Here is a 19,220-nt window from a genome sequence, read left to right as displayed (position 1 = left end):
AGATCGCCCCATGCTGACTGCCATCATCGACTACGAATCGGGAAATCTTCATTCCGCTGAAAAGGCCTTCCAGCGCATGGCACGGGAAGTGGACGCAGGTGAGGTCGTTGTCACCTCGGATGCGGATGTTGTCGCCCGGGCCGATAGGCTGGTGCTGCCGGGTGACGGCGCCTTCCCGGCCTGCGCGGCAGAGCTGCGTGGCCACAAAGGCATCTATGATGCCATGGTCGAGGCGGTCGAGACCAAGGGGCGCCCCTTTTTGGGCATCTGCGTCGGCATGCAGCTGATGGCGAGCCGGGGTCTGGAATACCAGGAAACAACCGGGCTTGATTGGGTCTCGGGTGATGTGGTGAAGATCACCCCAGAGGATACCAACCTGAAAGTGCCCCACATGGGATGGAACGATCTGGTAATTGACCACCCCCATGCAATTTTTGACGGGATCAAATCCGGCGATCACGTCTATTTTGTGCACTCCTATCACTTCAAGGCGCAGAATGACGCCGAACGGCTGGCCCATGTGGACTATGCCGGTGATGTGACTGCGGTGATCGGACGCGACACCATGCTGGGTATGCAGTTCCACCCGGAGAAAAGCCAGGATGTGGGGCTGCGCATGATTGGCAATTTCCTGACCTGGACGCCCTGAGGGCAAGACAGATCAAGGAGCAAGGGCGCACAAGCGCCCTTTTTCACATCCCTGCCACTTTCCAGATTCCCCACCTCGTTCCGACCTACACGGGTTAAACCGCAGCGGCAGTCTGCGTCTCGCAGGCCCAGCCCATGCCCTAGCCAACCGCCTGACGCAGAGCAACTGGCGCCAGGCCATAGGCTTTACGAAAGGCACGGGTGAACCCCTCGGGGGAGGAATAGGCATAGCGCCGCGCCACCGCCTCCACCCGGTCCCCTCGCCCCAGGTCCTGATGCGCCAGGGTCAAGCGCCAGCGCCGCAGATACCCCATCGGCGTCTCCCCGACTTCTGCGGCAAATAGCTGACAAAAGCGCGACAGCGATAGCCCGGCCTCTGCCGCGAGATCCCCATTGGACCAGAGTCGCCCAGGGTGGTCATGGATACAGACAATAGCCCGGCTGAGCCGCGCATCTGCCAGCCCAGCCAGCAGACCGGGTTCTGTCGCGCCCTGCTCGATCTGATTGCGCAGGAGCCGCACCATCAGTACTTCACCAAGGCGGTTGATCACCGATTGCGCCCCACAGCGGTGCACCCGCGCCTCGCTGAGCATAAGTTGCACCAGATCCAGCGTATCGCCGCTCGCACTCAGATCAAAATGCACCATCTTCGGCAGAGCCGACATCAAAGGGTTGTGCCCCGAAACCCAATCTACGCGGGCGGCAAACAACAGGTCTTTCTGCCCCCCATAGTCGGCCTGGCCACGGGGATAAAACTTAAGGCAGGTCGGCTGTTCCTGATCGCCAAGTGCCAGAAGATTGGCCTCTACCCGGTCGGCAGGCGAAACGCTGAGCTGGAAACGCTCCATCAGTGTGGTGAGCCGATCCACCATATATCTCCTTCAAAACCACCGAATATCAGATTTTAGGTTTGGTTTTTCGGATTTTCAAGCATTCAAAATCTGACACAAGGGGAGCAAGAAACACTCACCATCCAATATCCACCATGTAAGGAGCGCAGCAATGCTGACCCCACGCCAAAAGACCCCTGACCTTAACCTGCCCCTGCTTGGTGGCGGGACCTTTGACCTCTCCAGCGAAGAGGGCAGCCGTGGCACCGTGGTCTGCTTTTATCGTGGATTGCATTGCCCGCTCTGCGCCACATATCTGAAAGAGCTGGAAAAGCGCGTTGCTGATTTTGCCGAGCGCGGCGTCAACTGTGTCGCCATTTCCTCGGATGGTGAGGAACGCACCCGTGCGATGGCGGATAAGATCGAAGCCAGCGCTCTGCGGTTCGCCTATGATCTGTCGCTGGAAAAAGCCCGCGAATGGGGGCTCTACATCTCAACTTCTCGCGGCAAGACCTCCATCGGAATCGAAGAGCCTGCCCTCTTCTCGGAACCCGGCCTCTTCATGGTGACACCTGAGCAGACGCTTTACTATGGCTCGACCCAGACCATGCCCTTTGTACGCCCGCATTTCTCAGAGCTGGTCGGCGCGTTGGATTTTGCCATTGCCAATGACTACCCCGCACGTGGCGAGTACACCGGGGCGGTTTAACCTCCCCCCGCCAAACTGAACTTTCAGTTTCAGCGGCTGCCCCAGCAAAGGGGCAGCCGTTTTTTGATCTTGCTCCCCTCGAACAGATGCAGGCGAAGATGGACAGCGCCGCCGCTTGCAGGCATAGAGAGGCCCTGAAAAGAAACAGGCAAAGACCCTTTCGTGCAGATCCGGCTGGAAAAATTCGACCATATCGAAGGTCATCATCGCTATTGCGTGCTGCGGCTCAGCCAGACGCTTTTTGGGGAATGGTGTCTGGAACAAGCCAAAGGCCCGATTGGTGCCGCCGGTGGGCAGCTCCGGCGCGGTTACTTCCTGAACCACGCCGAGGCCAGCCAGAGTTTTGATCTATTGCGCGATCAGGCGATCAGGCGCGGCTTTGTTCCGATCCCGGTGCAACTGGGGCTGCTCTAGGAATTTCTAACAACCCCTGCTCGTAGGGCTCCCCCTTAATCCACGCGGGTCCAGGTTTGTTTGGAGCAGATCAGCCCGCCGGCAACGCAACCACGCAGCGCCAGCTTCTTGCCGCTGAGGTCCATCTTACCCACATAAATCTTGTCATTCGAGGGACGCCAGACCTTGCCCTCATAATAGCCACCACCACCGGGAACCATGTCGATGACCAGGGTCTTGCCAATGTTGGGGGATTGATACTCACCATCCGAGTTAAACGTCCGGGCGATCTTGCCACAGATAGCCGCGCCACATTTCTGCATTTTGATATGCGCGTAAGAGCCATCATCCGGCTGCGTCTGCCAGGTGCCCAGCACCGGATCAGCCAACGCCATACCAACAGATGTGAAAGCCGCAAATCCAGCAGCCAAAGCCGTCGTCAGAATTCTCCGCATAAGTCTTCTCCCATTTTTTTGGTCAGAGTGACGCATGGATGCGGATTCAAGCAAGCTTGACTTTGGGTCGCGTTGCAATCCTGCCCCGCCTTGTGCAAAACACCGCTGACAGATCCGGCCGGATCCCCCGGCCCTGATGACAAAGGCAGCGCAAATGATCCTTTACCCCGCGATTGACCTCAAAGATGGCCAGGCCGTCCGCCTTCTGCATGGTGACATGGACAAAACCACCGTGTTCAACGATAACCCTGCCTCCCAGGCGCTGGAGTTTGTTGCCGCAGGCTGCGAATGGCTGCATTTGGTTGACCTCAACGGTGCCTTTGCGGGTGAGCCGGTCAATGCCGCCCCGGTGGAAGAGATCCTGAAGCAGTGCAAAGTGCCCGCCCAGCTTGGCGGTGGCATCCGCGACATGAAGACTATCGAGGGCTGGATCACCAAGGGCCTGGCTCGCGTGATCCTGGGCACGGTCGCGGTAGAGAACCCCGAATTGGTGCGCGAAGCCGCACGCGAATTCCCCGGCAAGGTCGCCGTCGGCATCGACGCCCGCAACGGCAAGGTCGCAACCAAGGGCTGGGCCGAAGAGACCGATGTCATGGTGACAGATCTGGCAAAGAGCTTTGAAGACGCGGGCGTTGCAGCCATCATCTACACCGATATCCTGCGCGACGGCGCCATGAAGGGCCCTAATGTCGAGGCCACCGCGGCCCTGGCCAAAGCGGTCTCCATTCCGGTGATCGCCTCCGGTGGAGTTTCGTCACTTGAGGACCTCAAGGCGCTGAAATCCTGCGGCGCACCCCTGAACGGCGCGATCTCCGGCCGCGCGCTCTACGACGGAGCGATTGATCTTGGTGAGGCGCTGAACCTTCTGAAAGGCTGATCCTTGGCTATGTAAGACAGGGCTAAGCCCTCTGAGAGGAGAGGCTTGCCCGTAGACAGGATGGGGCAAACCGCGCCCCTCTTTAAGCGCGACATTCCGCCCCTGGCGCTTTGCCTCTCGACATGATCATCCTGTGCTGGAAACGCGCACAGGACAGATCCATGCCTCAGATTCAGACGACGCCCCTTCCCCGCAACTCGCACCTCTGGTCACAGGTTCAGCCGGGAGATTTCATCGATGGCTATGCGGTCAACAGCGGCCTAGACCCGGAACAGGCTGCCAAAGTTGGCCTGTCCATGCCCGGCTGGGCAAGGGCGCTCTTGTCGCTTCGCAACCGGATTGTTCGCCCGCTTGGCTTGAAAACCGACGTCGCAGATGCCGGTCAGAACGCGATTTTTCCCGTCACCTATCAGGATGAGAGTGAGATCATTCTTGGGGCTGATGATAACCACCTCGATTTTCGGATCTGCATCAGGCAGCAGGACGGGATGATACATATGGCCACTTGGGTGCATCGCAACAACCTCCTGGGCCGGATCTACCTAGCGGTGGTCATGCCTTTTCACATTCTGATCGTACGCGATGCCATGGGCAGGATCAGGAACGCCAGCTAGGCTCATCTCAAGCCGCGCTGCATTGCGAACAGGGCCTTCAATCGGTCAGGTTCAGCCTCACTCCTGGCTCTCTGCAGGATGCAGGATCATCCAAGCATTCGGTAACTTCTCGCTCCCCCTGTAGGGTTGCAGCGTTGCTCCGTCTATACGCTTCAGCCGCCAGCACCCTGAACCAGATCCCCAGTCTTCGCACCACAGATCCCGACGCACCGACCATCGAGAGGCATAGCTCCGCTCTCCAAAACGCCCTTGGGCTATGCCGGATCGTTCACCACGCTCATAGCGCTGTACCCAACGGGTTTCAAAATCTTCATTCGAAATGCCGGTCAGCGATGCACCTGGGATCACTTCCAGCATCTCCTCCGCCGTCATAAAGGCTCCGGCCCGGGCTTGGTCCGCTCCGACCAACACCAAACCAAGCACAACACCGGCCAAGGACCGTTTCACCAACTCCTGCATCTTCACGCTCCATTGCAATCAGACCCAAAAGCAATTGTACCACATTCATGATCCGCGCCCCAAACCACGACAGAACGGTTGCTCTTTCGCTTCTGTTTTCGTACCCACTCCAAGCAAGGATCCTGAGCAGCACGCGAAAGGCAAAGCGCCATGCTGAAAACCCGTATCATCCCCTGTCTCGATGTTGCCGATGGCCGTGTTGTCAAAGGTGTTAATTTTGTTGGCCTGCGCGATGCCGGTGACCCGGTCGAAAGCGCCAAGGCCTATGATGCGGCCGGCGCAGATGAGATCTGTTTCCTCGACATCCATGCCACCCATGAGAATCGCGGAACTATGTTCGACGTGGTGCGCCGCACTGCTGAACAATGTTTTGTACCCCTGACCGTGGGCGGTGGCGTGCGCAGCAAGGAAGACGTGCGCGCGCTTTTGCTGGCTGGCGCCGACAAGGTCTCTTTCAATTCCGCCGCTGTAGCCAATCCCGATGTGATTGCCGAGGCAGCCGATCAATTCGGCAGCCAGTGCATCGTCTGCGCCATCGACGCCAAAACCGTGGAACCCGGCCGCTGGGAGATCTTCACCCATGGGGGACGTAAATCAACTGGCATAGACGCGGTGGAATTTGCCCGCACCGTAGTGGCCAAGGGCGCAGGGGAGATCCTCCTGACTTCCATGGACCGCGACGGCACAAAAGCGGGATTCAACCTGCCCCTGACTAAGGCGATCTCCGATGCCGTCGATGTGCCGGTGATTGCCTCCGGCGGGGTTGGCAACCTAGATCACTTGGTCGAAGGCGTCACCAAGGGCGGCGCTTCCGCCGTGCTGGCCGCTTCTATCTTTCATTTTGGCGAATACACAATTCAGCAGGCCAAAGAGCATATGGCCGCCGCTGGTATCCCGATGAGGCTGACATGAGCATTCTCCACGACCTGGAAGCCACAATCCACTCCCGCAAGGGAGCTGATCCAGACAGCAGCTGGACCGCAAAACTGCTCTCCAAAGGCCCGGAAAAATGTGCCGAGAAATTCGGTGAAGAAGCGATTGAGGCCATCATCGAAGCCGTCAAGGGCGACAAGGAAAAGCTCGCCTCCGAAGGTGCCGATGTGCTCTACCATTTCCTGGTGATGCTGGCGGCGCGCGATGTGACCCTGGATCAGGTTCTGCAAGTTCTGGCCGAGCGCCAGGGCCTCAGCGGCATTGCCGAAAAGGCCAGCCGCCCGCAAAGCTAGACCGGTCTCTAGGTTCACCTCCTTCCCCCGCGAAAGCCTACGGTCCCCCGTCAGGTCTCAAATGGGTCAAGGGCCGCCCCGCGGCCGCGCCAAAGGCGCGGTTCACCCTTGAGGCGGTTGAGAGCGGCAAATACTTGCCCAGGCGCTTCAGGGCAGTTCTGCCCCTGAAGCGCTTCTCAGCGAACTTTTTGCACGCCGCGCAGCGGCGCCGGGCCCAACTGTGAAGCTGTCCGGCAGGACGGCTGGAACAGGCGGGAGCCCCCCTGCTTCGCCGCCTCCCTTTACAGCTTGGAAGAAATAATTCCGGTGGCGAAGCCCCCCATGCGCAGCTCGCCGAAAAGCCGTTGGTATTCGATTTTGGGACAGCGGTTCTGGATCACCGTGACACCGCGCGCCTCTGCCAGAGCTGCGGCTTCGCCATGCTCAACCCCAATCTGCATCCAGACCACCTTGAGGGAGGGGAAGCAGGACAAAGCCTCCTCCACGATCGGCGGCACCGCTTCGGAGCGGCGGAAAATATCCACCATATCGACCTGACCCTCTACATCCGAAAGGCGCGCCTTTACCTCCTGGCCGAACAACATCTTGCCCGCGTGCCCTGGATTGACCGGAACGACCTCATAGCCCTTCAGGCTCAGATAGCGGGCGACATAGTAGCTGGGGCGAATGGGGTTCATCGAAACCCCAACCACTGCCACCCGCTTCACCTCTTGCAGCACCTGCTTCAGCAGGACATCGCTATAGTCTGGCATCACATCTCCTGACCAGGTTTTCCCCTCCGCCCCCATCTCGCGTGTATGTCGCTTAGGGCAAAGGCTTCTGTCCGGTTTTGCCTAGCAATGCCTTCCCTGCAAGAAAAAAGCGCCCGGAGGGCATTCCGGGCGCAAGGTATGGAACGAGGGACAGTGTAGATGCTGCGGAGGTTCCAACCCGCAGTCATTACTTGATGTAGTATGGCAACAGTTGAAAAAAAGATCTCATCGCAGGTTCGTGATAGATTTTTTTACTTTCTCAACACGCTGGGCCAGTTTTCCCGCGCGATTTCATTCAGGGCCGTGGCATCCTGCTGCCACAACCCATGCGCGGCAGAGTTATTGAGCAAAAACAATTCCCCATCCTCGATCACCCAAAGCTCAGGATTTCCTGCTGCCAGATACCCCCGCGCCATCGCATAGGCACAATATCCACCAAAAACAGGGGCATAGGCGCGCGGGTTGGCTTCAAACCTTGCCTGGTTTCCAGCAGTTGCGAAATGCCAGACAACACCCTTCCACATCAGGGCATGTGCACTATTGCCGCGCATGGCATGCTGCTCATCAAAGAAAGCCACAACATCATAGCCACCAATGGCCAATCCGTTTTGCTCCGAAAAAATCGGCATTTCGGCACGGGACTCTGTTGGCCCGAAGAAGGTGAAAGCAGCAAGAAGGGCCGCAAAAAGGCGCAAAATCACAAATCGACTCCGCAATCAGAATTTGGAACTCTGCCAATCTGCCGTGAGATCTTTAACTTTCCTAGGTGGATTACGCGTTTGTGATCGAAGGTTTACCTTAACGGAAGGATCTCGCACCCCCAGCCTAATCAAACCAGCCTAATCAAAGATGTCTTCCACAAGATCCACAGCCTCCGAAAAAACCTTCTGAAACAGGCTTTTCTTTTTCTTGCGAGGTTTCTGGACTGAAACCTTCGCATAGCTGCCCTTCTGGGCCTTGGTTTTTTTGATCTTTCCCTTGGATTTGACCTTTTTCGCTTTGCCTTCCCGGACACTCGATGCGCCAATCTTGGCCCCTTCAGGCAGGCTCGCACCCTTTCCAGGGGCCAGTGGCCGCGCCTTTTGCGCTGCCAGAGGGGCACCGCAGGCGCTGCAAACCAGAGAGGTCACCCCAGCCCCAGCAGACAGGCCGCTCGGCACGAAAGTCGCCTGCACACCGCAATAGCAACAGTTGAGGATCTTACCTCCGGAAATGCTGCAATGCGCCATGTTGGACGACCTCCCGCTCCTGTTAGCTCCGCTCCTTAGAAGCATATAGGGCAATTGCCGCCGCATTTGAGACGTTGAGAGAGCCAAATCCACCGGATGCGTCGATTTTCACCAGATGATCCACCGTTTCCTTGGTTTTCTGCCGCAGACCCGGCCCTTCCGCTCCTAGGACTAGGGCAACGGGCAGATCTTTGCGCCCTTGCAGGCAGCTTTCGATGGTGTCTTCAGCTTCGCCATCCAACCCCAGCACGACAAAGCCCATGTTCTGCAACTCGGTGATGGTATCCGCCAGATTGCGCATCCGCAGATAGGGTTGGCGCTCCAATGCGCCAGAGGCGGTTTTGGCCAAGGCACCTGTTTCAGGCGCAGAATGATGCCGGGTGCCGATCACAGCGCTCGCGCCCAGAACTTCCGCAGAGCGCAGAATCGCGCCGACATTATGGGGATCGGTAACGCGATCCAGCAGAATCACCCGTGGAACCTCAGCGCCGATGCAATTTTCGGCCAGGCTACCCCAGTTGAGTGGCTTCACCTCCAGCGCAGCACCCTGGTGCACTGAGTTTGGGTCAAGTGGTGCGTTAAATCTGCGCGGGTCCACAACCTCGGGCGTGATTCCAGCGGCAGCGATCGCATCTTCCAGCTTGTTTTGCGCATTGAGCGTCACAATAAGGCGCAACTTTTCACGATTTGGGTTCATCAGCGCGTCGCGCACGGCATGCAGACCAAAGAGCCAGACATTGTCGACCCCTGCCTTTTTATTCTGCTCCTTTTCAATCACCCACTGGGGTTTTTTGGTGGGTTTCTTGGACATAGGTCTCTCCAGCAAAAGGAATTTTGGGCCAGGATAAAAAACTTGCGATTTTCCTGTTGACGCCCCTTAGGTGCGCTAGTAATCACGCCCTCACAGCAGGTCAACAGCGACTTGCTAGTGGGCGACAGGCCGCAAGGTGTGGCAGGGGACTGTAACTCCCTCGCGGAGACGCACGCCTGGTTCGATTCCAGGGTCGCCCACCAACTCCCTCTAAAAATTCAATGTTTTCAATGGAGTTGGTGTACCGCACCTCGCCTATCGCGCCTATTAAGTTTCAATGGGTTATGAGGAAGGTGTACCGCAGTTTTCGGTGGCTCTTTCCGCTATCGACAGTACTTCGCCCGTCGGATTCGCGATCTAGCAGCAGGTGTTTCAAGGTGACTATACCGGCCGCCTGAATATCGCTGACAATCCAGCGCATGACCTGCTGCGATGACCTCTGCACCAATGTCGTGACCGTCAGCGAAGCAAACCCCTATGTATCGATCATAGGACCTCTCACCGCTCAAGCTGCACTCCACATTTCGATCAGAAAGGTAGTTGACCATCCAGCGGCGCGCTTCTTTACCCGCCCTGGTGTTCAGTTCAGGAGCATCGACCCCTTGAAGCCGTACTGGAGTTCCACTGACGACAATTGTATCGGCATCGCGGACTTTGATCCCTGAGGCCCAAGCAGAACTGGAAAGACTGAAGAAAACAACAAAGAGAAAGCTCTTCTTCATTTCGCTACATCTAGCCAATTTTCCGATTTTTTGGTTGCAAGCCAAAAATAGGCTTCTCACCTAAACACACTGCCTTCACTTTGAAGAAGCTTCTGAAGCCACTGCGTTTCAAAATCTGAGGGGCTTCCAGGCGACCGAACATGTGTTGGTTTGCCTCCGTCTGAGGCAGGATCCGGCTTAGCGCAAAGATAGCAGTAATTTCCAACTTCATCATAAGCGACGTTGAGTTGCACCATTTCCTCGGGCCCTACTGCACCAGCTAGCCAGGGGTAATTGTGGCTCAAGTCCTTGGAGCTGATGGTTTTCAGAAGGCGAGGTTTGCCCCAGGATTCTATCAACGATGCTTCCAAAGTGGAGAGTTTGGATCCCAGAGAGTCCGTAAAGGACTGCTGAATTTCTGAATTAGCTTGATCGAGGGCGGCTTGCGCCCTGTTTATGTCGACCTGCAGGCGGAAAATTTTTTCAGAATTCACCGCGATTGTTGCCTGCAGGCCCTGAGCAGCCTCATCTGACTGGTCCAAATTGATTGTTAGTGCATCATCAGCCTGTGATCTATCGGGATGATGGTTTGGGGCGCTGGTGGGCGATAGCCCAGTGCACTGTGGGGCCGCTTTGTGTTGTAGTGTCTCCTCCATTGTTCGATCAGAATTTGAGCTTCGCGTAGGCTGTAGAAGATCTCTCCGTTGAGCAGCTCGTCCCTGAACCGGCCATTGAAGCTTTCACAATATCCGTTCTCCCATGGGCTGCCGGGTTCGATGTAAGCCGTCTTGGCGCCGACGGCGGCGATCCAGTCTCGGACAGCCTGGGCGACAAATTCCGGCCCATTGTCAGAACGTATGAAACTGGGCGCGCCGCGAAGTATGAACAGGTCTGTCAGAACGTCGATCACATCGGTCGAGTTCAGTTTCCGCTCGACCCTGATTGCCAAGCATTCCCGGCTGTGCTCATCAAGGATGTTCAGCGTCCGGAAGGCTCTGCCGTCGTCGGTTCGGCAATGGACGAAGTCATAGCTCCACACGTGATTGCGATGCTCTGGCCGAAGCCGGACACATGATCCGTCATTCAGCCAGAGCCGTCCTTTCTTCGGTTGTTTTGCTGGCACTTTCAGCCCCTCTCGTCGCCAAAGCCGTTCAATCCGTCCGTCGCTGACAGACCACCCGGCCTCTCTCAGCAGCGCAGCGATCCTGCGATAGCCATATCGGCCATACTGTCGGGCCAGCTCGATCATGTCGGCGACCAACCTGTCCTCGTCCGCGCGGCATCTTGGGATGCGTCGCTGAGTGGACCGGTGTTGTCCCAGCACGCGGCAGGCGCGGCGTTCAGATACATTGAGCTGGCTGCGGACATGATCGATGCAGGCACGACGACGAGCGGGGCTCAGGGGCTCCGCCCGTTCGGGCCTGAATTGATCCACAGGATCAATTCCTAGACGGCCATCACTCCCTTTGTTGCTTCCGTCAGGATCAGTTTGTCCAACGTCAGATCAGAAACTGCGCGTCTCAACCGCTCGTTCTCTTTCTGAAGCCGTTTCAGTTCCTTCAACTGATCTACACCCATTCCGCCGTACTTCTTTCGCCAGCGGTAATAGGTTTGTTCAACAACGCCGATCTGCCTGATCGCATCAAGACGAGACATGCCTTGACCAATCAGAACTTCAACCTGCCGTAACTTCGAGACAATCTCTTCGGGCTTCGGTCGCTTGTTTGCCATTCTTCGTCCTCCGTTTCCTAAACATAGGGGCGGACCACTTCAGGTGGGGAGGCTCAATTTTACATGCTGATCACTGCCATCGTTGCCGCAGCATTGCGACCCATTGCCGACAAAATTGACCAGCAATGGGCCTATACTGTTGTGGTAATCGTCGGCTTGGCAGCGGCAACAGGAGTTGTTTGGGTCGCAACCAACTCACTCCCCACCAGTAGCTCTGGCTACGTCCGGGGAACAGGGATTGTAGAGTATTAGCGCCGTTTACGTCTTAGTTCTTCACGGCGTTCCTCAATCCTGTCTCTTTTGCGCTGAATCGTTACCATCCCTTTGTCATAGACCTCGCGGGTAATGAGCCGACGCTTCAGTTGTCGTTTGAGGAAGTTCGCTTGTCCCGAAAGTTCCCGTTCAATAAGACTTAGTTGGAACTCGCGACTTTCATACCCCACTTCGACATCTTTGGGTTTCAGCTTCAGGCCTACAGAACTCAGTATAGACTCTGGCAAACTGTAAGGTTCATTGTTTCCCCATTGGAGCGCCTCACCGGTTCGTGCACGAGCAATCTTATCCCAGTACCATGATCCAGGCACCCAGGGAGCAGACGGGATCGCAGACTTATAAATGAACTTTCCACGCTCCCACATTCTTTCAGGAAAGGTGTCGGTGATTTCATTGAATATCTCATCGCCAGTAAACATCTGCTTATTCGCATACAACTCGAACGCCATCACAATCGGTCCACCGATTTGCAGCCACGCTGGAATGTCACCACTCCCCATATCGAATACATCCCCACCTGGCACCCAGCGTCGTGCATTCAGAAAAACCGGATTCCCTTTGCTCAGATAAGGCATTCGGATCATATGGTCGGTGCCAAACCAAGACTGACCGCTTTCCCAATCACCTAGAGACCCGCGTTCTTCCTCTTCGCCCCATTCACTAGGAGCAGCGGCATAGGCCAACATGTTAAGCCCTTGGTAGACCGCGAAATACTTGGCCATCTTCCACGGGCGCTCTGCCACAGTTTGAGCAATCTTTGGAATTGCCCGATAGGTGTAGGATAAAAATGGTAGGACAGTAGCTCTCGCGGCATTGATCCACGGCGCACGAATGTCATAGTTGATGAATTGGTCGCGCGCTTCGACGGCCGCCTCTTCGACAGTGCTACCTTGTTGGCGGCGGCGCATATAGGTGGCCATTCGGAAAAGTTGATCCTCGAATTGGTAGGCGTTGATCATTCTCTGATCCAGAGTTTTCATCCCTCGGGCAACTCGATCCAGCACCCAACCGAGTCGACCAATTCCGGCTTCAAATGCTCCCTTGCCAGTTCCGATCCGACCGACTCCACGGCGACCGCGCATATCATCCCGCATTTCTTGCAACAATGGTTTCAACACATTGTCCCGCAATTCTTGCGTTACCATGTCAGCCCCGAAGGCGCCCGCAGCAGCAGCTTCCTTGTACGTATCGCCATCTAATGCAAACTCGCGAAGGGCACCTACTAGATCGGAGATCCTTACATCTGCCATGTCCATCAGAATGAAATTACTCATAACGTTATTCATATGGGTCACGGGCGACCTGGCAGATTTGTTCAACTTCCACTGCATCATCATTTTTTTGAAGAAGTTTGGGGTTTGCAGAATGCGAAGCTCCTCCATATCCCGCCAAATCTCTGCCCGAACATACCGCCCAGCCAAAGCCCCATATCGGAAAGTATCGGACTTGGGAATCTTGGTATCTGGTACCTTGACCCAGTCCAGATTTGGATCAACCCACATACGCTTGAGCCCAGAGTTGAGCATCGGGTCTTCATCGACTATTTCCCCATCTGGCGGTGTCGACCGTGACCATTCATCATTCTCAGCGATATCCTTAAAGAACCGACCGGTAGCCAGATCTTCTGCCATGAGTGCAAATGTCTTGGCCACGGTGTATCGCGCATCCATGATTTCCCCCATCTGCAATCGCTCAGCCTTTGAGAAATCTCGCCACAGTGTCACCTTGCCTTTTGGGGTGCCGCGAACCTCAAACGTTCCTCGATTGTCATAGTTAGCCAGAGCTTTGGGGATTTTGGCTTCAGATGGCCAATAGACCCGTCGAGCCAACTTGCCCTTTGGCCCCTCAATTCCCGGAAGCGCATCAATGCCGTCCGTATCGCGTCGATCAAGAATAATTATCTTGTCACCATTTTGAGGCTTCCCCCGTCGCCCCTCCAAGAAGTCCGAATTTGTCTTGAAGATCTCGTTCGTCTTTACTTGTTCATAAACCCCCCGCCCCTTGAATTGCTCTCCGATGATTTTGCGGCGGCGACTCCGGCCTAAGCCTGTGGCCCACTGAGCAAAGCGCCCTTCATTGCTCTCGTGCTTCTCATACACACGATGTACATAGGTGCCACGGTTCCGCTCGTAGGATTCACGAGAAATCAACCCTAGCTCTGCAGCCTCTGCGCCAAGATCATCAATAGCTTCACGGATTGGTGCAGCAAGAGCCATCATCTTGTCGTTGTCCACATGGCCCTCGGTCAAGATATCGTGCAAAACCTTTGCTTCAGAGGGGCCGATACCACTATCTAATAGAGATTGTAGATGCTCTTTTCCTTTGGTGGCAATGGCGGCCTCTTCAATTCCTCGCAGGCGCTCACGTTCAACGTAGGCGGAGCTTTGTCCATGTCGATCTACCATACCGGAGCGAACCCGCTCTAGCATTGGGTTCATGAACCGCAGGGAACCGTCCGGTTTAAATTTCTTGTCCAACGCTAATTTGCGCACTCCGCCCTCTAAGGCCTTACCCCATTTCCAACGGCCTTGGTTGTCCAGCCCCCCAAAGATCGCGAAGGGTATGCGGAATGCTTGGTCTATTGACTGGGTCGCAACGGCTCGTAGGAATGTCTCCTTTCGAAAATCTATCAGCCCAATGCAGTCATTGGACAGTTGCTCTGCCTCCAGTATGCCGCAACTGCAAAACCTTCAGCCGGCCTTACCAAAAGCGGCCCCTTGTCGGCCAAAGTGAACGCTTTCCAAGGCTGCGATCTGCTTCAGTTTCAGCGAAGCGCAGGAAGCTGCCAGTGCAAAGTCGTGGGATTTGGCGGCATTGTGAGCGATCCACGCCGCAGGCGCACTAGGAAGCCGCTGGGAGGCTTCGATTGTTTGAGCAGAAAGCGGCGGTTCTAGGCCCGCAGTCAACGATTCAAGTCAAGTGATCGAAAACACGGCAATGACATTCGTTGGACTGTGCAGAGCCTCTAGGTCGTCGCAACAATCCAATCGGGCCGGATCTTGCTGCTGGAGATAAACGGCATCACATCCTGTCCCGCAAACAGGCCGTGATCCGTCACAAGAATGGTGCGGATACCCGCGGCAGCCCCTCCCAGCACATCTGTATGCAGGGTGTCGCCAACCATAGCGATACGATTGCGCGAGACGCCGTTGAGGCGGGCCAATGCAGCGCTGAACGCGTTAACATAGGGCTTGCCGAAAAACATGACCTCTGCATTTGTGCGCTCGGCGATGCGGTGACCGATCATGCCGGGTTCGATTGTCAGCCCGAATTCGCGCGGAGCCACGAGATCCGGGTTGGCAATAACGAGGGGGCGCGGGTTGGCTGCAAGCGCCGTGATCAGCGCCTCGGTGTCAGGATCTTTCCACCGGGCGGTGGAGAGAAACAGAAAACCGCCCGCGTGCTCGATCAGGCCGGGGAATTCGGCGAAGTCCCGAAGGCTGGCAGAAGCCGGAGCATCGTTGAAGCTGTCCCCTTCGGCGCAAATGGCTGCCCAGTGCAGCCCCTTCTCCAGCTTGGGCAGATTTGCAAAAGCCACATCACGGCTGGAGACTACCTCCTCTGCCCCAAAATCAAATCCCAGACGATGATATTTGGCTAGAATTCCGGTGCGCGTATAGCTGGCTGCATTGGTCAGAACGATCAGCCGCTTCCCGGCGGCGCGCAGCCCGGCCATTCGTTTGACCGCACCGGCGATGGCGGTTTCACCCCGGTTCAAAACCCCAAAGGCATCAAGGATATAGGCGTCAAAGTCGTCAACCGTATCGCTGAGGTCCTGACCGTATTTCGAGGCGGCCGGGAACGTGGCGGCGGGCAGCGCCGCGCGCAGGGTCTCGTAGCGGGCAAATGCCCTTTGCGTGTCGATCATAGGAGGGTACCCAATAAGAGAAGGCGGCCGAAGCTGCCGGCCGCCTTTGTCAGATCATAGGATTTTCTTGCGCAGATAGGATGAAACAACTTCTCCGAACACCACCAGCGCCAGGATGGTGACCAGCACCATGGAGACTTCTGGCCAGTTGAAGGTGTCGATGGCCCCTTGCAAGATCATGCCAATGCCGCCTGCACCGACAAGCCCCAGCACCGTGGATTCCCGCAGGTTGATGTCCCAGCGAAGGATCGCCACCGCAAAGAATGCGGGCATGACCTGGGGCACAATGGCGTAGAGCACGATTTTGAACCTGGACGCGCCGCAGGCTTCCAGGGCCTCGACGGGTTTGATGTCGATTTCCTCAATGGCTTCGCCAAGGAGTTTTCCCAAAAAGCCAATGGACCGGAACATGATCGCGACAATGCCGGCGACAATCCCAGGCCCAAAGATGGCCACAAAAAGCAGCGCCCAGATGATCGTATTGACCGAGCGGGATGACACCAGGATGAAACGCCCGATCCAGAGGCAAAGCCGGTTTGGCGTAGTGTTCTGCGCCGAGATATAGGCCACAGGCAGGGCAAGGGCGACGGCAAGCAATGTGGCCAGCGTGGCGATATTCACAGTCTGCCAGATCGCCTCAAGGATGGACGGCAGATTGCTGGGGTCTGGCGGCATCATGCGCCCGAAGAGGTCGCCCATTTGCCTGGGGGCGTCCCAGACCCACTCCCAGATCACATTGATGCTGGAGAGTGACCAAGCAACCGCAAGCAAGGTCAGGGTAAATCCGCCGTAGCGCATGAGGCGTTGTCTCGGGGTGAAACGGCTCCAGTGGTCAAGCTTTTGCTGCATAGAATGGCTGCTCATCATGCGATCCGTTTCCTGATAAAGCCGCTGATTGCCTCGGAAACGAGGATGACACCGACGATGACCATGGTGATCGCAAGTGCAAAGTCATAATCATACCGGCCAAAAGCATTGGCCAGAGTGGCACCGATGCCGCCTGCGCCGACAATGCCGACCACGGCTGAGGCGCGCAGGTTGCTGTCGAGCTGGTAGATGCCCAGACCGACAAGACGCGCCATGATTTGCGGGAACACGGCGTAGACCAAAGTGGCCAGATAGCCTGCGCCGACAGAGCGCATGGCCTCCACCTGGCCAAAGTCGATTTCCTCGATGCGCTCAGCCAGCAGCTTGGCAACAAAGCCGATTGAATAGACCACTAGCGTGAGCGCACCGGCAAAGGGGCCAAAGCCGACGGCTTTGACGAAAATGATAGCCACGATCACGGGGTGGAAGCTGCGAGCGACGATGATGATGCCGCGGCCCAGAAGGAAGACCGGCTTGATTGCGATATTGCGTGCCGCCATGAAGGCCAGGGGCACGGAGAGCAGGATGCCTCCGACGGTGGCGAGGATGGCGATTTTCAGGCTTTCCATAAAACCGCCGATCAGCAGGCCGGAGCGTTCAAAACTGGGCGGAAAGGCCCCGCTGAAGATACGTTCTGCCCGGCGCATGCCGTCTGAGACGCGGTCCCAGTCGATCGGCAGAGTCGCCAGGGTAAGGAGGACATAGGCCGCCACCGCGCCGTAGAGCCCGTAGCGCAGAAGCGGGTTGGTTATGAATGGCGGCTTGCGCCATGTGTCTTTGGCGGTGCTCATGCAGCGGCTCCAGCTTCGGCCCGGTCCATGGCAGGCACGCCTGCATAGATTTCATCCATTTCGGATTTGGTCAGTTTGCCTGGCAGATCGTCAAAGATGATGCGGCCATAGCGCATCCCTACGATGCGGTCGCTGTATTCTTTTGCTTCGGTCACGTTGTGGATGTTGATGATCACCGGCAGTTTCAACTCTGAGGCCAAGTCGCGCAGCAGCGACATGATCTGTTCGGAGGTTTTGGGATCCAGCGATGCGGTGGGTTCATCCGCCAGCAGGATTTCGGGGCGCTGCATCAGGGCGCGCACCACGCCGACGCGCTGGCGTTCGCCGCCGGACAGCTCATCCGCGCGGCGATCGGCGTAATGGGCGATGCCAACCCGTTCCATTAGCTCATAGGCGTGACGGATGTCCTCGCGCGGGTAGCGGCGCGTGAGCGCGGCCCAGGTGGAGATATAGCCGAGACGGCCGGATTGCACGTTTTCCATCACCGTCAGACGGTCAATCAGATTGAAGCTTTGAAAGACCATGCCAATGCGGCGGCGTGCGGACCGCAGTTCGCGCCCTTTGAGGGCGGTGAAGTCGGTTCCGTTCAGATCAACCGTGCCGGAGGTCGGTTCCACCAGGCGGTTGATGCAGCGCAGCAGCGTGCTTTTGCCCGCCCCGGAAGAGCCAATCACAGAGGTGAGCTGATCGCCTTCGACGGTCAGGTCCAGCTCTTTGAGCACAGGATCGCCCGAGCCATAACGTTTTGTGAGTTTGGATATTTTTAGCATTGCGATCTTTCGGAGATAGTGCGGCCTTGCCTGTGATGTCATTGCTGAGACATGCGCGGGGCCGAAAAAAGGCCCGGTCAACGTCCTGCGCTGCCCGGGCTTGGTTTGGCTGGGACGTTATTTGCCTGCAAGACCCTGCGGAGTGTATTCCACACCGTTGGAGCTCTGGATCTGACGGATGACAGCCCACTGATCCTTGTAGGTGATCGGGATGAACTTGCTCACGCCAGCAAACTCTTCTCCCAACTTGGTGTCGGCAAAGTCAAAGGTGAAGAAGGCTTCTTTGATCTTCTCAGACAATTCCGGATCCAGGTTGTGAGCCACGGTGAAGGAGGTGGTTGGGAAGGGATCGCTTTCCCAGATCATGCGCACGTCTTCCGGGTCGTAAAGACCGCGCTCCGCCATGCGCTCCACAACTTCGGATGCCACTGGGGCAGCATCATAGTCGCCTGCCACGACACCCAGCATGGATTGGTCATGTGAACCGGAGTATGTCACTTCGTAGTCTTTGTCCGGCTCCACTCCCAGGCTTGGGAACAGCGCGCGCGGCGCCTGGTTGCCGGAGTTGGAAGTTGGCGAGGTATGGGCCACACGGCGTCCGGCCAGGTCCTTGACCTCTTGAATGTCGCTGTCAGCCTGGGTGAAGACCTGCAGCTTGTAGCCAAACTGGCCGTCCTCCGCCCCCATAATGGCAAAGGGCACCGCGCCGGCGAGGTTCACGGCAAAGGGTGTCGGGCCGGTGGAAAAGCCTGCAACGTGCAGGCGGCCTGAGCGCATGGCCTCGACTTCGGCGGAGTTGGACTGCACCGCAAAGAACTGCACCTCTTTGCCGGTCACCTCTTCCATATGCGCAATAAATGGCGCCCAGATGTCCGCATACACGGCAGGGTCTTCAACAGGCGTATAGGCAAAGACCAGCGTGTCCGGGTTGCGCAGCTCTGCCGGATCGGCCGGCGTGTCTGCAACCAGATCGCCGTTGGCGTCGCAGTAGAGCTCGTCCAATGCACCGCGGTCAGCGCAGTCGGCAGCCGCAGCAAAGGCGCTGACCGAAAGAATGCCCAAAGCCGTTGCGGCGCGGGTAATAATTGGTGTCATGTTTTCCTCCCTAATAGCGCCGGCCCTCAGGAAAAGAAACCCAAAAGCAAGGCGCCGATCCTTGCAGTCTATGAGCGCTGAGGCCGGCGTGGCGAGCCTGGTTCTGTTAATGGAACAGATG

The 19,220-nt window shown here is 56.9% G+C and carries 22 protein-coding genes, 1 tRNA gene and 1 pseudogene; 9 read left to right on the top strand and 15 right to left on the bottom strand.

Annotated elements, in window-relative coordinates:
* Positions 1-10 precede the first annotated feature (10 nt).
* A complete protein-coding gene (hisH, locus tag RSK20926_RS15760; RefSeq protein WP_008208198.1) occupies positions 11-649 on the top strand; it encodes an imidazole glycerol phosphate synthase subunit HisH in 639 nt (212 codons plus the stop codon).
* A gap of 139 nt (positions 650-788) precedes the next feature.
* Here hisH and RSK20926_RS15755 read toward each other — a convergent pair whose 3' ends face one another.
* Positions 789-1,520, bottom strand: a complete 732-nt coding sequence (locus RSK20926_RS15755) for a helix-turn-helix transcriptional regulator (protein ID WP_008208197.1) — start codon at positions 1,518-1,520, stop codon at positions 789-791.
* Positions 1,521-1,650: 130 nt separating this feature from the next.
* Here RSK20926_RS15755 and RSK20926_RS15750 point away from each other — a divergent pair, with 130 nt between their 5' ends.
* Positions 1,651-2,187, top strand: coding sequence for a peroxiredoxin-like family protein (locus RSK20926_RS15750; protein ID WP_008208196.1), 537 nt, complete (start codon positions 1,651-1,653; stop codon positions 2,185-2,187).
* Positions 2,188-2,349: 162 nt separating this feature from the next.
* Entirely contained in the window at positions 2,350-2,601 is a 252-nt protein-coding gene (locus tag RSK20926_RS15745; protein ID WP_008208194.1) for a WGR domain-containing protein, read from the top strand.
* A gap of 35 nt (positions 2,602-2,636) precedes the next feature.
* On the opposite strand, the gene RSK20926_RS15740 is transcribed toward RSK20926_RS15745, so the two are convergent.
* Positions 2,637-3,035 (bottom strand): DUF2147 domain-containing protein, encoded by a 399-nt coding sequence (locus RSK20926_RS15740; RefSeq protein ID WP_037255346.1) that lies wholly within the window; start codon positions 3,033-3,035, stop codon positions 2,637-2,639.
* Positions 3,036-3,189: 154 nt separating this feature from the next.
* On the opposite strand from RSK20926_RS15740, the gene hisA reads away from it, so the two are divergent.
* Together hisA and RSK20926_RS15730 are read left to right on the top strand one after the other, a co-directional pair.
* A complete protein-coding gene (gene hisA / locus RSK20926_RS15735; RefSeq protein ID WP_037255378.1) occupies positions 3,190-3,912 on the top strand; it encodes a 1-(5-phosphoribosyl)-5-[(5-phosphoribosylamino)methylideneamino]imidazole-4-carboxamide isomerase in 723 nt (240 codons plus the stop codon).
* 161 nt (positions 3,913-4,073) lie between these two features.
* Positions 4,074-4,526 (top strand): DUF2867 domain-containing protein, encoded by a 453-nt coding sequence (locus RSK20926_RS15730; protein WP_037255344.1) that lies wholly within the window; start codon positions 4,074-4,076, stop codon positions 4,524-4,526.
* Positions 4,527-4,583: 57 nt separating this feature from the next.
* On the opposite strand, the gene RSK20926_RS15725 is transcribed toward RSK20926_RS15730, so the two are convergent.
* Positions 4,584-4,985 carry a hypothetical protein gene (locus RSK20926_RS15725; RefSeq protein WP_008208188.1) on the bottom strand — a complete coding sequence of 134 codons (402 nt, stop codon included), beginning with the start codon at positions 4,983-4,985 and terminating at the stop codon, positions 4,584-4,586.
* A gap of 150 nt (positions 4,986-5,135) precedes the next feature.
* Here RSK20926_RS15725 and hisF point away from each other — a divergent pair, with 150 nt between their 5' ends.
* Positions 5,136-5,897, top strand: a complete 762-nt coding sequence (gene hisF / locus RSK20926_RS15720; protein WP_008208187.1) for an imidazole glycerol phosphate synthase subunit HisF — start codon at positions 5,136-5,138, stop codon at positions 5,895-5,897.
* Positions 5,894-6,211 (top strand): phosphoribosyl-ATP diphosphatase, encoded by a 318-nt coding sequence (locus tag RSK20926_RS15715; RefSeq protein WP_008208186.1) that lies wholly within the window; start codon positions 5,894-5,896, stop codon positions 6,209-6,211. The genes hisF and RSK20926_RS15715 overlap by 4 nt, the downstream gene beginning before the upstream one ends.
* A gap of 281 nt (positions 6,212-6,492) precedes the next feature.
* On the opposite strand, the gene RSK20926_RS15710 is transcribed toward RSK20926_RS15715, so the two are convergent.
* The 3 genes from RSK20926_RS15710 to rlmB form a co-directional block, all read right to left on the bottom strand.
* On the bottom strand, positions 6,493-6,963 hold the full coding sequence (locus tag RSK20926_RS15710; protein WP_037255342.1) for a CoA-binding protein: 471 nt from the start codon (positions 6,961-6,963) through the stop codon (positions 6,493-6,495).
* Between the two features lie 251 nt (positions 6,964-7,214).
* Positions 7,215-7,592: a YHS domain-containing (seleno)protein gene (locus RSK20926_RS15705; RefSeq protein WP_232281915.1), complete on the bottom strand. Its 378-nt coding sequence runs from the start codon at positions 7,590-7,592 to the stop codon at positions 7,215-7,217.
* A 622-nt stretch (positions 7,593-8,214) separates the two neighbouring features.
* Entirely contained in the window at positions 8,215-9,003 is a 789-nt protein-coding gene (gene rlmB / locus RSK20926_RS15695) for a 23S rRNA (guanosine(2251)-2'-O)-methyltransferase RlmB (RefSeq protein ID WP_008208181.1), read from the bottom strand.
* Between the two features lie 119 nt (positions 9,004-9,122).
* On the opposite strand from rlmB, the gene RSK20926_RS22905 reads away from it, so the two are divergent.
* Positions 9,123-9,206: transfer RNA gene (locus tag RSK20926_RS22905), tRNA-Tyr, on the top strand.
* A gap of 120 nt (positions 9,207-9,326) precedes the next feature.
* Here the strand turns inward: RSK20926_RS22905 and RSK20926_RS22555 are convergent.
* The 3 genes and pseudogenes from RSK20926_RS22555 to RSK20926_RS22550 form a co-directional block, all read right to left on the bottom strand.
* The gene (locus tag RSK20926_RS22555; protein WP_083805803.1) at positions 9,327-9,725 is read right to left on the bottom strand and encodes a thermonuclease family protein; all 399 of its coding nucleotides are present in this window, start codon (positions 9,723-9,725) and stop codon (positions 9,327-9,329) included.
* A gap of 56 nt (positions 9,726-9,781) precedes the next feature.
* Complete coding sequence (locus RSK20926_RS22900; protein ID WP_157133147.1) at positions 9,782-10,246, bottom strand: hypothetical protein; 465 nt, start codon at positions 10,244-10,246, stop codon at positions 9,782-9,784.
* An 8-nt stretch (positions 10,247-10,254) separates the two neighbouring features.
* Positions 10,255-11,435: pseudogene (locus tag RSK20926_RS22550) on the bottom strand (IS3 family transposase).
* Positions 11,436-11,498: 63 nt separating this feature from the next.
* Between RSK20926_RS22550 and RSK20926_RS15670 the strand changes: the two are divergent.
* On the top strand, positions 11,499-11,687 hold the full coding sequence (locus RSK20926_RS15670; protein WP_008208170.1) for a hypothetical protein: 189 nt from the start codon (positions 11,499-11,501) through the stop codon (positions 11,685-11,687).
* Here the strand turns inward: RSK20926_RS15670 and RSK20926_RS15665 are convergent.
* The 6 genes from RSK20926_RS15665 to phnD all read right to left on the bottom strand — a co-directional run bounded on the left by RSK20926_RS15665 (position 11,684) and on the right by phnD (position 19,099).
* Positions 11,684-14,200, bottom strand: coding sequence for a hypothetical protein (locus RSK20926_RS15665; protein ID WP_037255339.1), 2,517 nt, complete (start codon positions 14,198-14,200; stop codon positions 11,684-11,686). The genes RSK20926_RS15670 and RSK20926_RS15665 overlap by 4 nt on opposite strands.
* A 473-nt stretch (positions 14,201-14,673) precedes the next feature.
* Positions 14,674-15,576 (bottom strand): HAD-IIA family hydrolase, encoded by a 903-nt coding sequence (locus tag RSK20926_RS15655; protein ID WP_008208163.1) that lies wholly within the window; start codon positions 15,574-15,576, stop codon positions 14,674-14,676.
* 54 nt (positions 15,577-15,630) lie between these two features.
* Entirely contained in the window at positions 15,631-16,440 is an 810-nt protein-coding gene (phnE, locus tag RSK20926_RS15650; RefSeq protein WP_198136590.1) for a phosphonate ABC transporter, permease protein PhnE, read from the bottom strand.
* Positions 16,440-17,234, bottom strand: a complete 795-nt coding sequence (phnE, locus tag RSK20926_RS15645) for a phosphonate ABC transporter, permease protein PhnE (RefSeq protein WP_008208160.1) — start codon at positions 17,232-17,234, stop codon at positions 16,440-16,442. Before phnE (RSK20926_RS15645) ends, phnE (RSK20926_RS15650) begins: the two co-directional genes overlap by 1 nt.
* Positions 17,231-18,004 carry a phosphonate ABC transporter ATP-binding protein gene (gene phnC, locus RSK20926_RS15640; RefSeq protein ID WP_037255337.1) on the bottom strand — a complete coding sequence of 258 codons (774 nt, stop codon included), beginning with the start codon at positions 18,002-18,004 and terminating at the stop codon, positions 17,231-17,233. Before phnC ends, phnE (RSK20926_RS15645) begins: the two co-directional genes overlap by 4 nt.
* 117 nt (positions 18,005-18,121) lie before the next feature.
* Positions 18,122-19,099 (bottom strand): phosphate/phosphite/phosphonate ABC transporter substrate-binding protein, encoded by a 978-nt coding sequence (phnD, locus tag RSK20926_RS15635; RefSeq protein ID WP_008208156.1) that lies wholly within the window; start codon positions 19,097-19,099, stop codon positions 18,122-18,124.
* Positions 19,100-19,220: the final 121 nt, after the last annotated feature.

The sequence above is a fragment of the Roseobacter sp. SK209-2-6 genome, assembly GCF_000169455.1.
Taxonomy (GTDB): Bacteria; Pseudomonadota; Alphaproteobacteria; order Rhodobacterales; family Rhodobacteraceae; genus Pseudophaeobacter.
Note: the sequence above shows the minus strand (reverse complement) of the source record. Positions and strands in the feature narration are given on the sequence as shown.

What these genes read in the sequence shown, in the direction of transcription:
- hisF (WP_008208187.1), top strand. Translation starts at nt 5,136, where the DNA reads ATGCTGAAAACCCGTATCATCCCCTGTCTCGATGTTGCCGATGGCCGT.
- RSK20926_RS15710 (WP_037255342.1), bottom strand. Translation starts at nt 6,963, where the DNA reads ATGCCAGACTATAGCGATGTCCTGCTGAAGCAGGTGCTGCAAGAGGTG.
- phnE (WP_198136590.1), bottom strand. Translation starts at nt 16,440, where the DNA reads ATGAGCAGCCATTCTATGCAGCAAAAGCTTGACCACTGGAGCCGTTTC.
- RSK20926_RS15730 (WP_037255344.1), top strand. Translation starts at nt 4,074, where the DNA reads ATGCCTCAGATTCAGACGACGCCCCTTCCCCGCAACTCGCACCTCTGG.
- RSK20926_RS22555 (WP_083805803.1), bottom strand. Translation starts at nt 9,725, where the DNA reads ATGAAGAAGAGCTTTCTCTTTGTTGTTTTCTTCAGTCTTTCCAGTTCT.
- RSK20926_RS15715 (WP_008208186.1), top strand. Translation starts at nt 5,894, where the DNA reads ATGAGCATTCTCCACGACCTGGAAGCCACAATCCACTCCCGCAAGGGA.
- phnC (WP_037255337.1), bottom strand. Translation starts at nt 18,004, where the DNA reads ATGCTAAAAATATCCAAACTCACAAAACGTTATGGCTCGGGCGATCCT.
- phnE (WP_008208160.1), bottom strand. Translation starts at nt 17,234, where the DNA reads ATGAGCACCGCCAAAGACACATGGCGCAAGCCGCCATTCATAACCAAC.
- RSK20926_RS15750 (WP_008208196.1), top strand. Translation starts at nt 1,651, where the DNA reads ATGCTGACCCCACGCCAAAAGACCCCTGACCTTAACCTGCCCCTGCTT.
- RSK20926_RS15725 (WP_008208188.1), bottom strand. Translation starts at nt 4,985, where the DNA reads ATGCAGGAGTTGGTGAAACGGTCCTTGGCCGGTGTTGTGCTTGGTTTG.
- hisA (WP_037255378.1), top strand. Translation starts at nt 3,190, where the DNA reads ATGATCCTTTACCCCGCGATTGACCTCAAAGATGGCCAGGCCGTCCGC.
- RSK20926_RS15755 (WP_008208197.1), bottom strand. Translation starts at nt 1,520, where the DNA reads ATGGTGGATCGGCTCACCACACTGATGGAGCGTTTCCAGCTCAGCGTT.
- rlmB (WP_008208181.1), bottom strand. Translation starts at nt 9,003, where the DNA reads ATGTCCAAGAAACCCACCAAAAAACCCCAGTGGGTGATTGAAAAGGAG.
- RSK20926_RS15670 (WP_008208170.1), top strand. Translation starts at nt 11,499, where the DNA reads ATGCTGATCACTGCCATCGTTGCCGCAGCATTGCGACCCATTGCCGAC.
- RSK20926_RS15740 (WP_037255346.1), bottom strand. Translation starts at nt 3,035, where the DNA reads ATGCGGAGAATTCTGACGACGGCTTTGGCTGCTGGATTTGCGGCTTTC.
- hisH (WP_008208198.1), top strand. Translation starts at nt 11, where the DNA reads ATGCTGACTGCCATCATCGACTACGAATCGGGAAATCTTCATTCCGCT.
- RSK20926_RS15655 (WP_008208163.1), bottom strand. Translation starts at nt 15,576, where the DNA reads ATGATCGACACGCAAAGGGCATTTGCCCGCTACGAGACCCTGCGCGCG.
- phnD (WP_008208156.1), bottom strand. Translation starts at nt 19,099, where the DNA reads ATGACACCAATTATTACCCGCGCCGCAACGGCTTTGGGCATTCTTTCG.
- RSK20926_RS15705 (WP_232281915.1), bottom strand. Translation starts at nt 7,592, where the DNA reads ATGCCGATTTTTTCGGAGCAAAACGGATTGGCCATTGGTGGCTATGAT.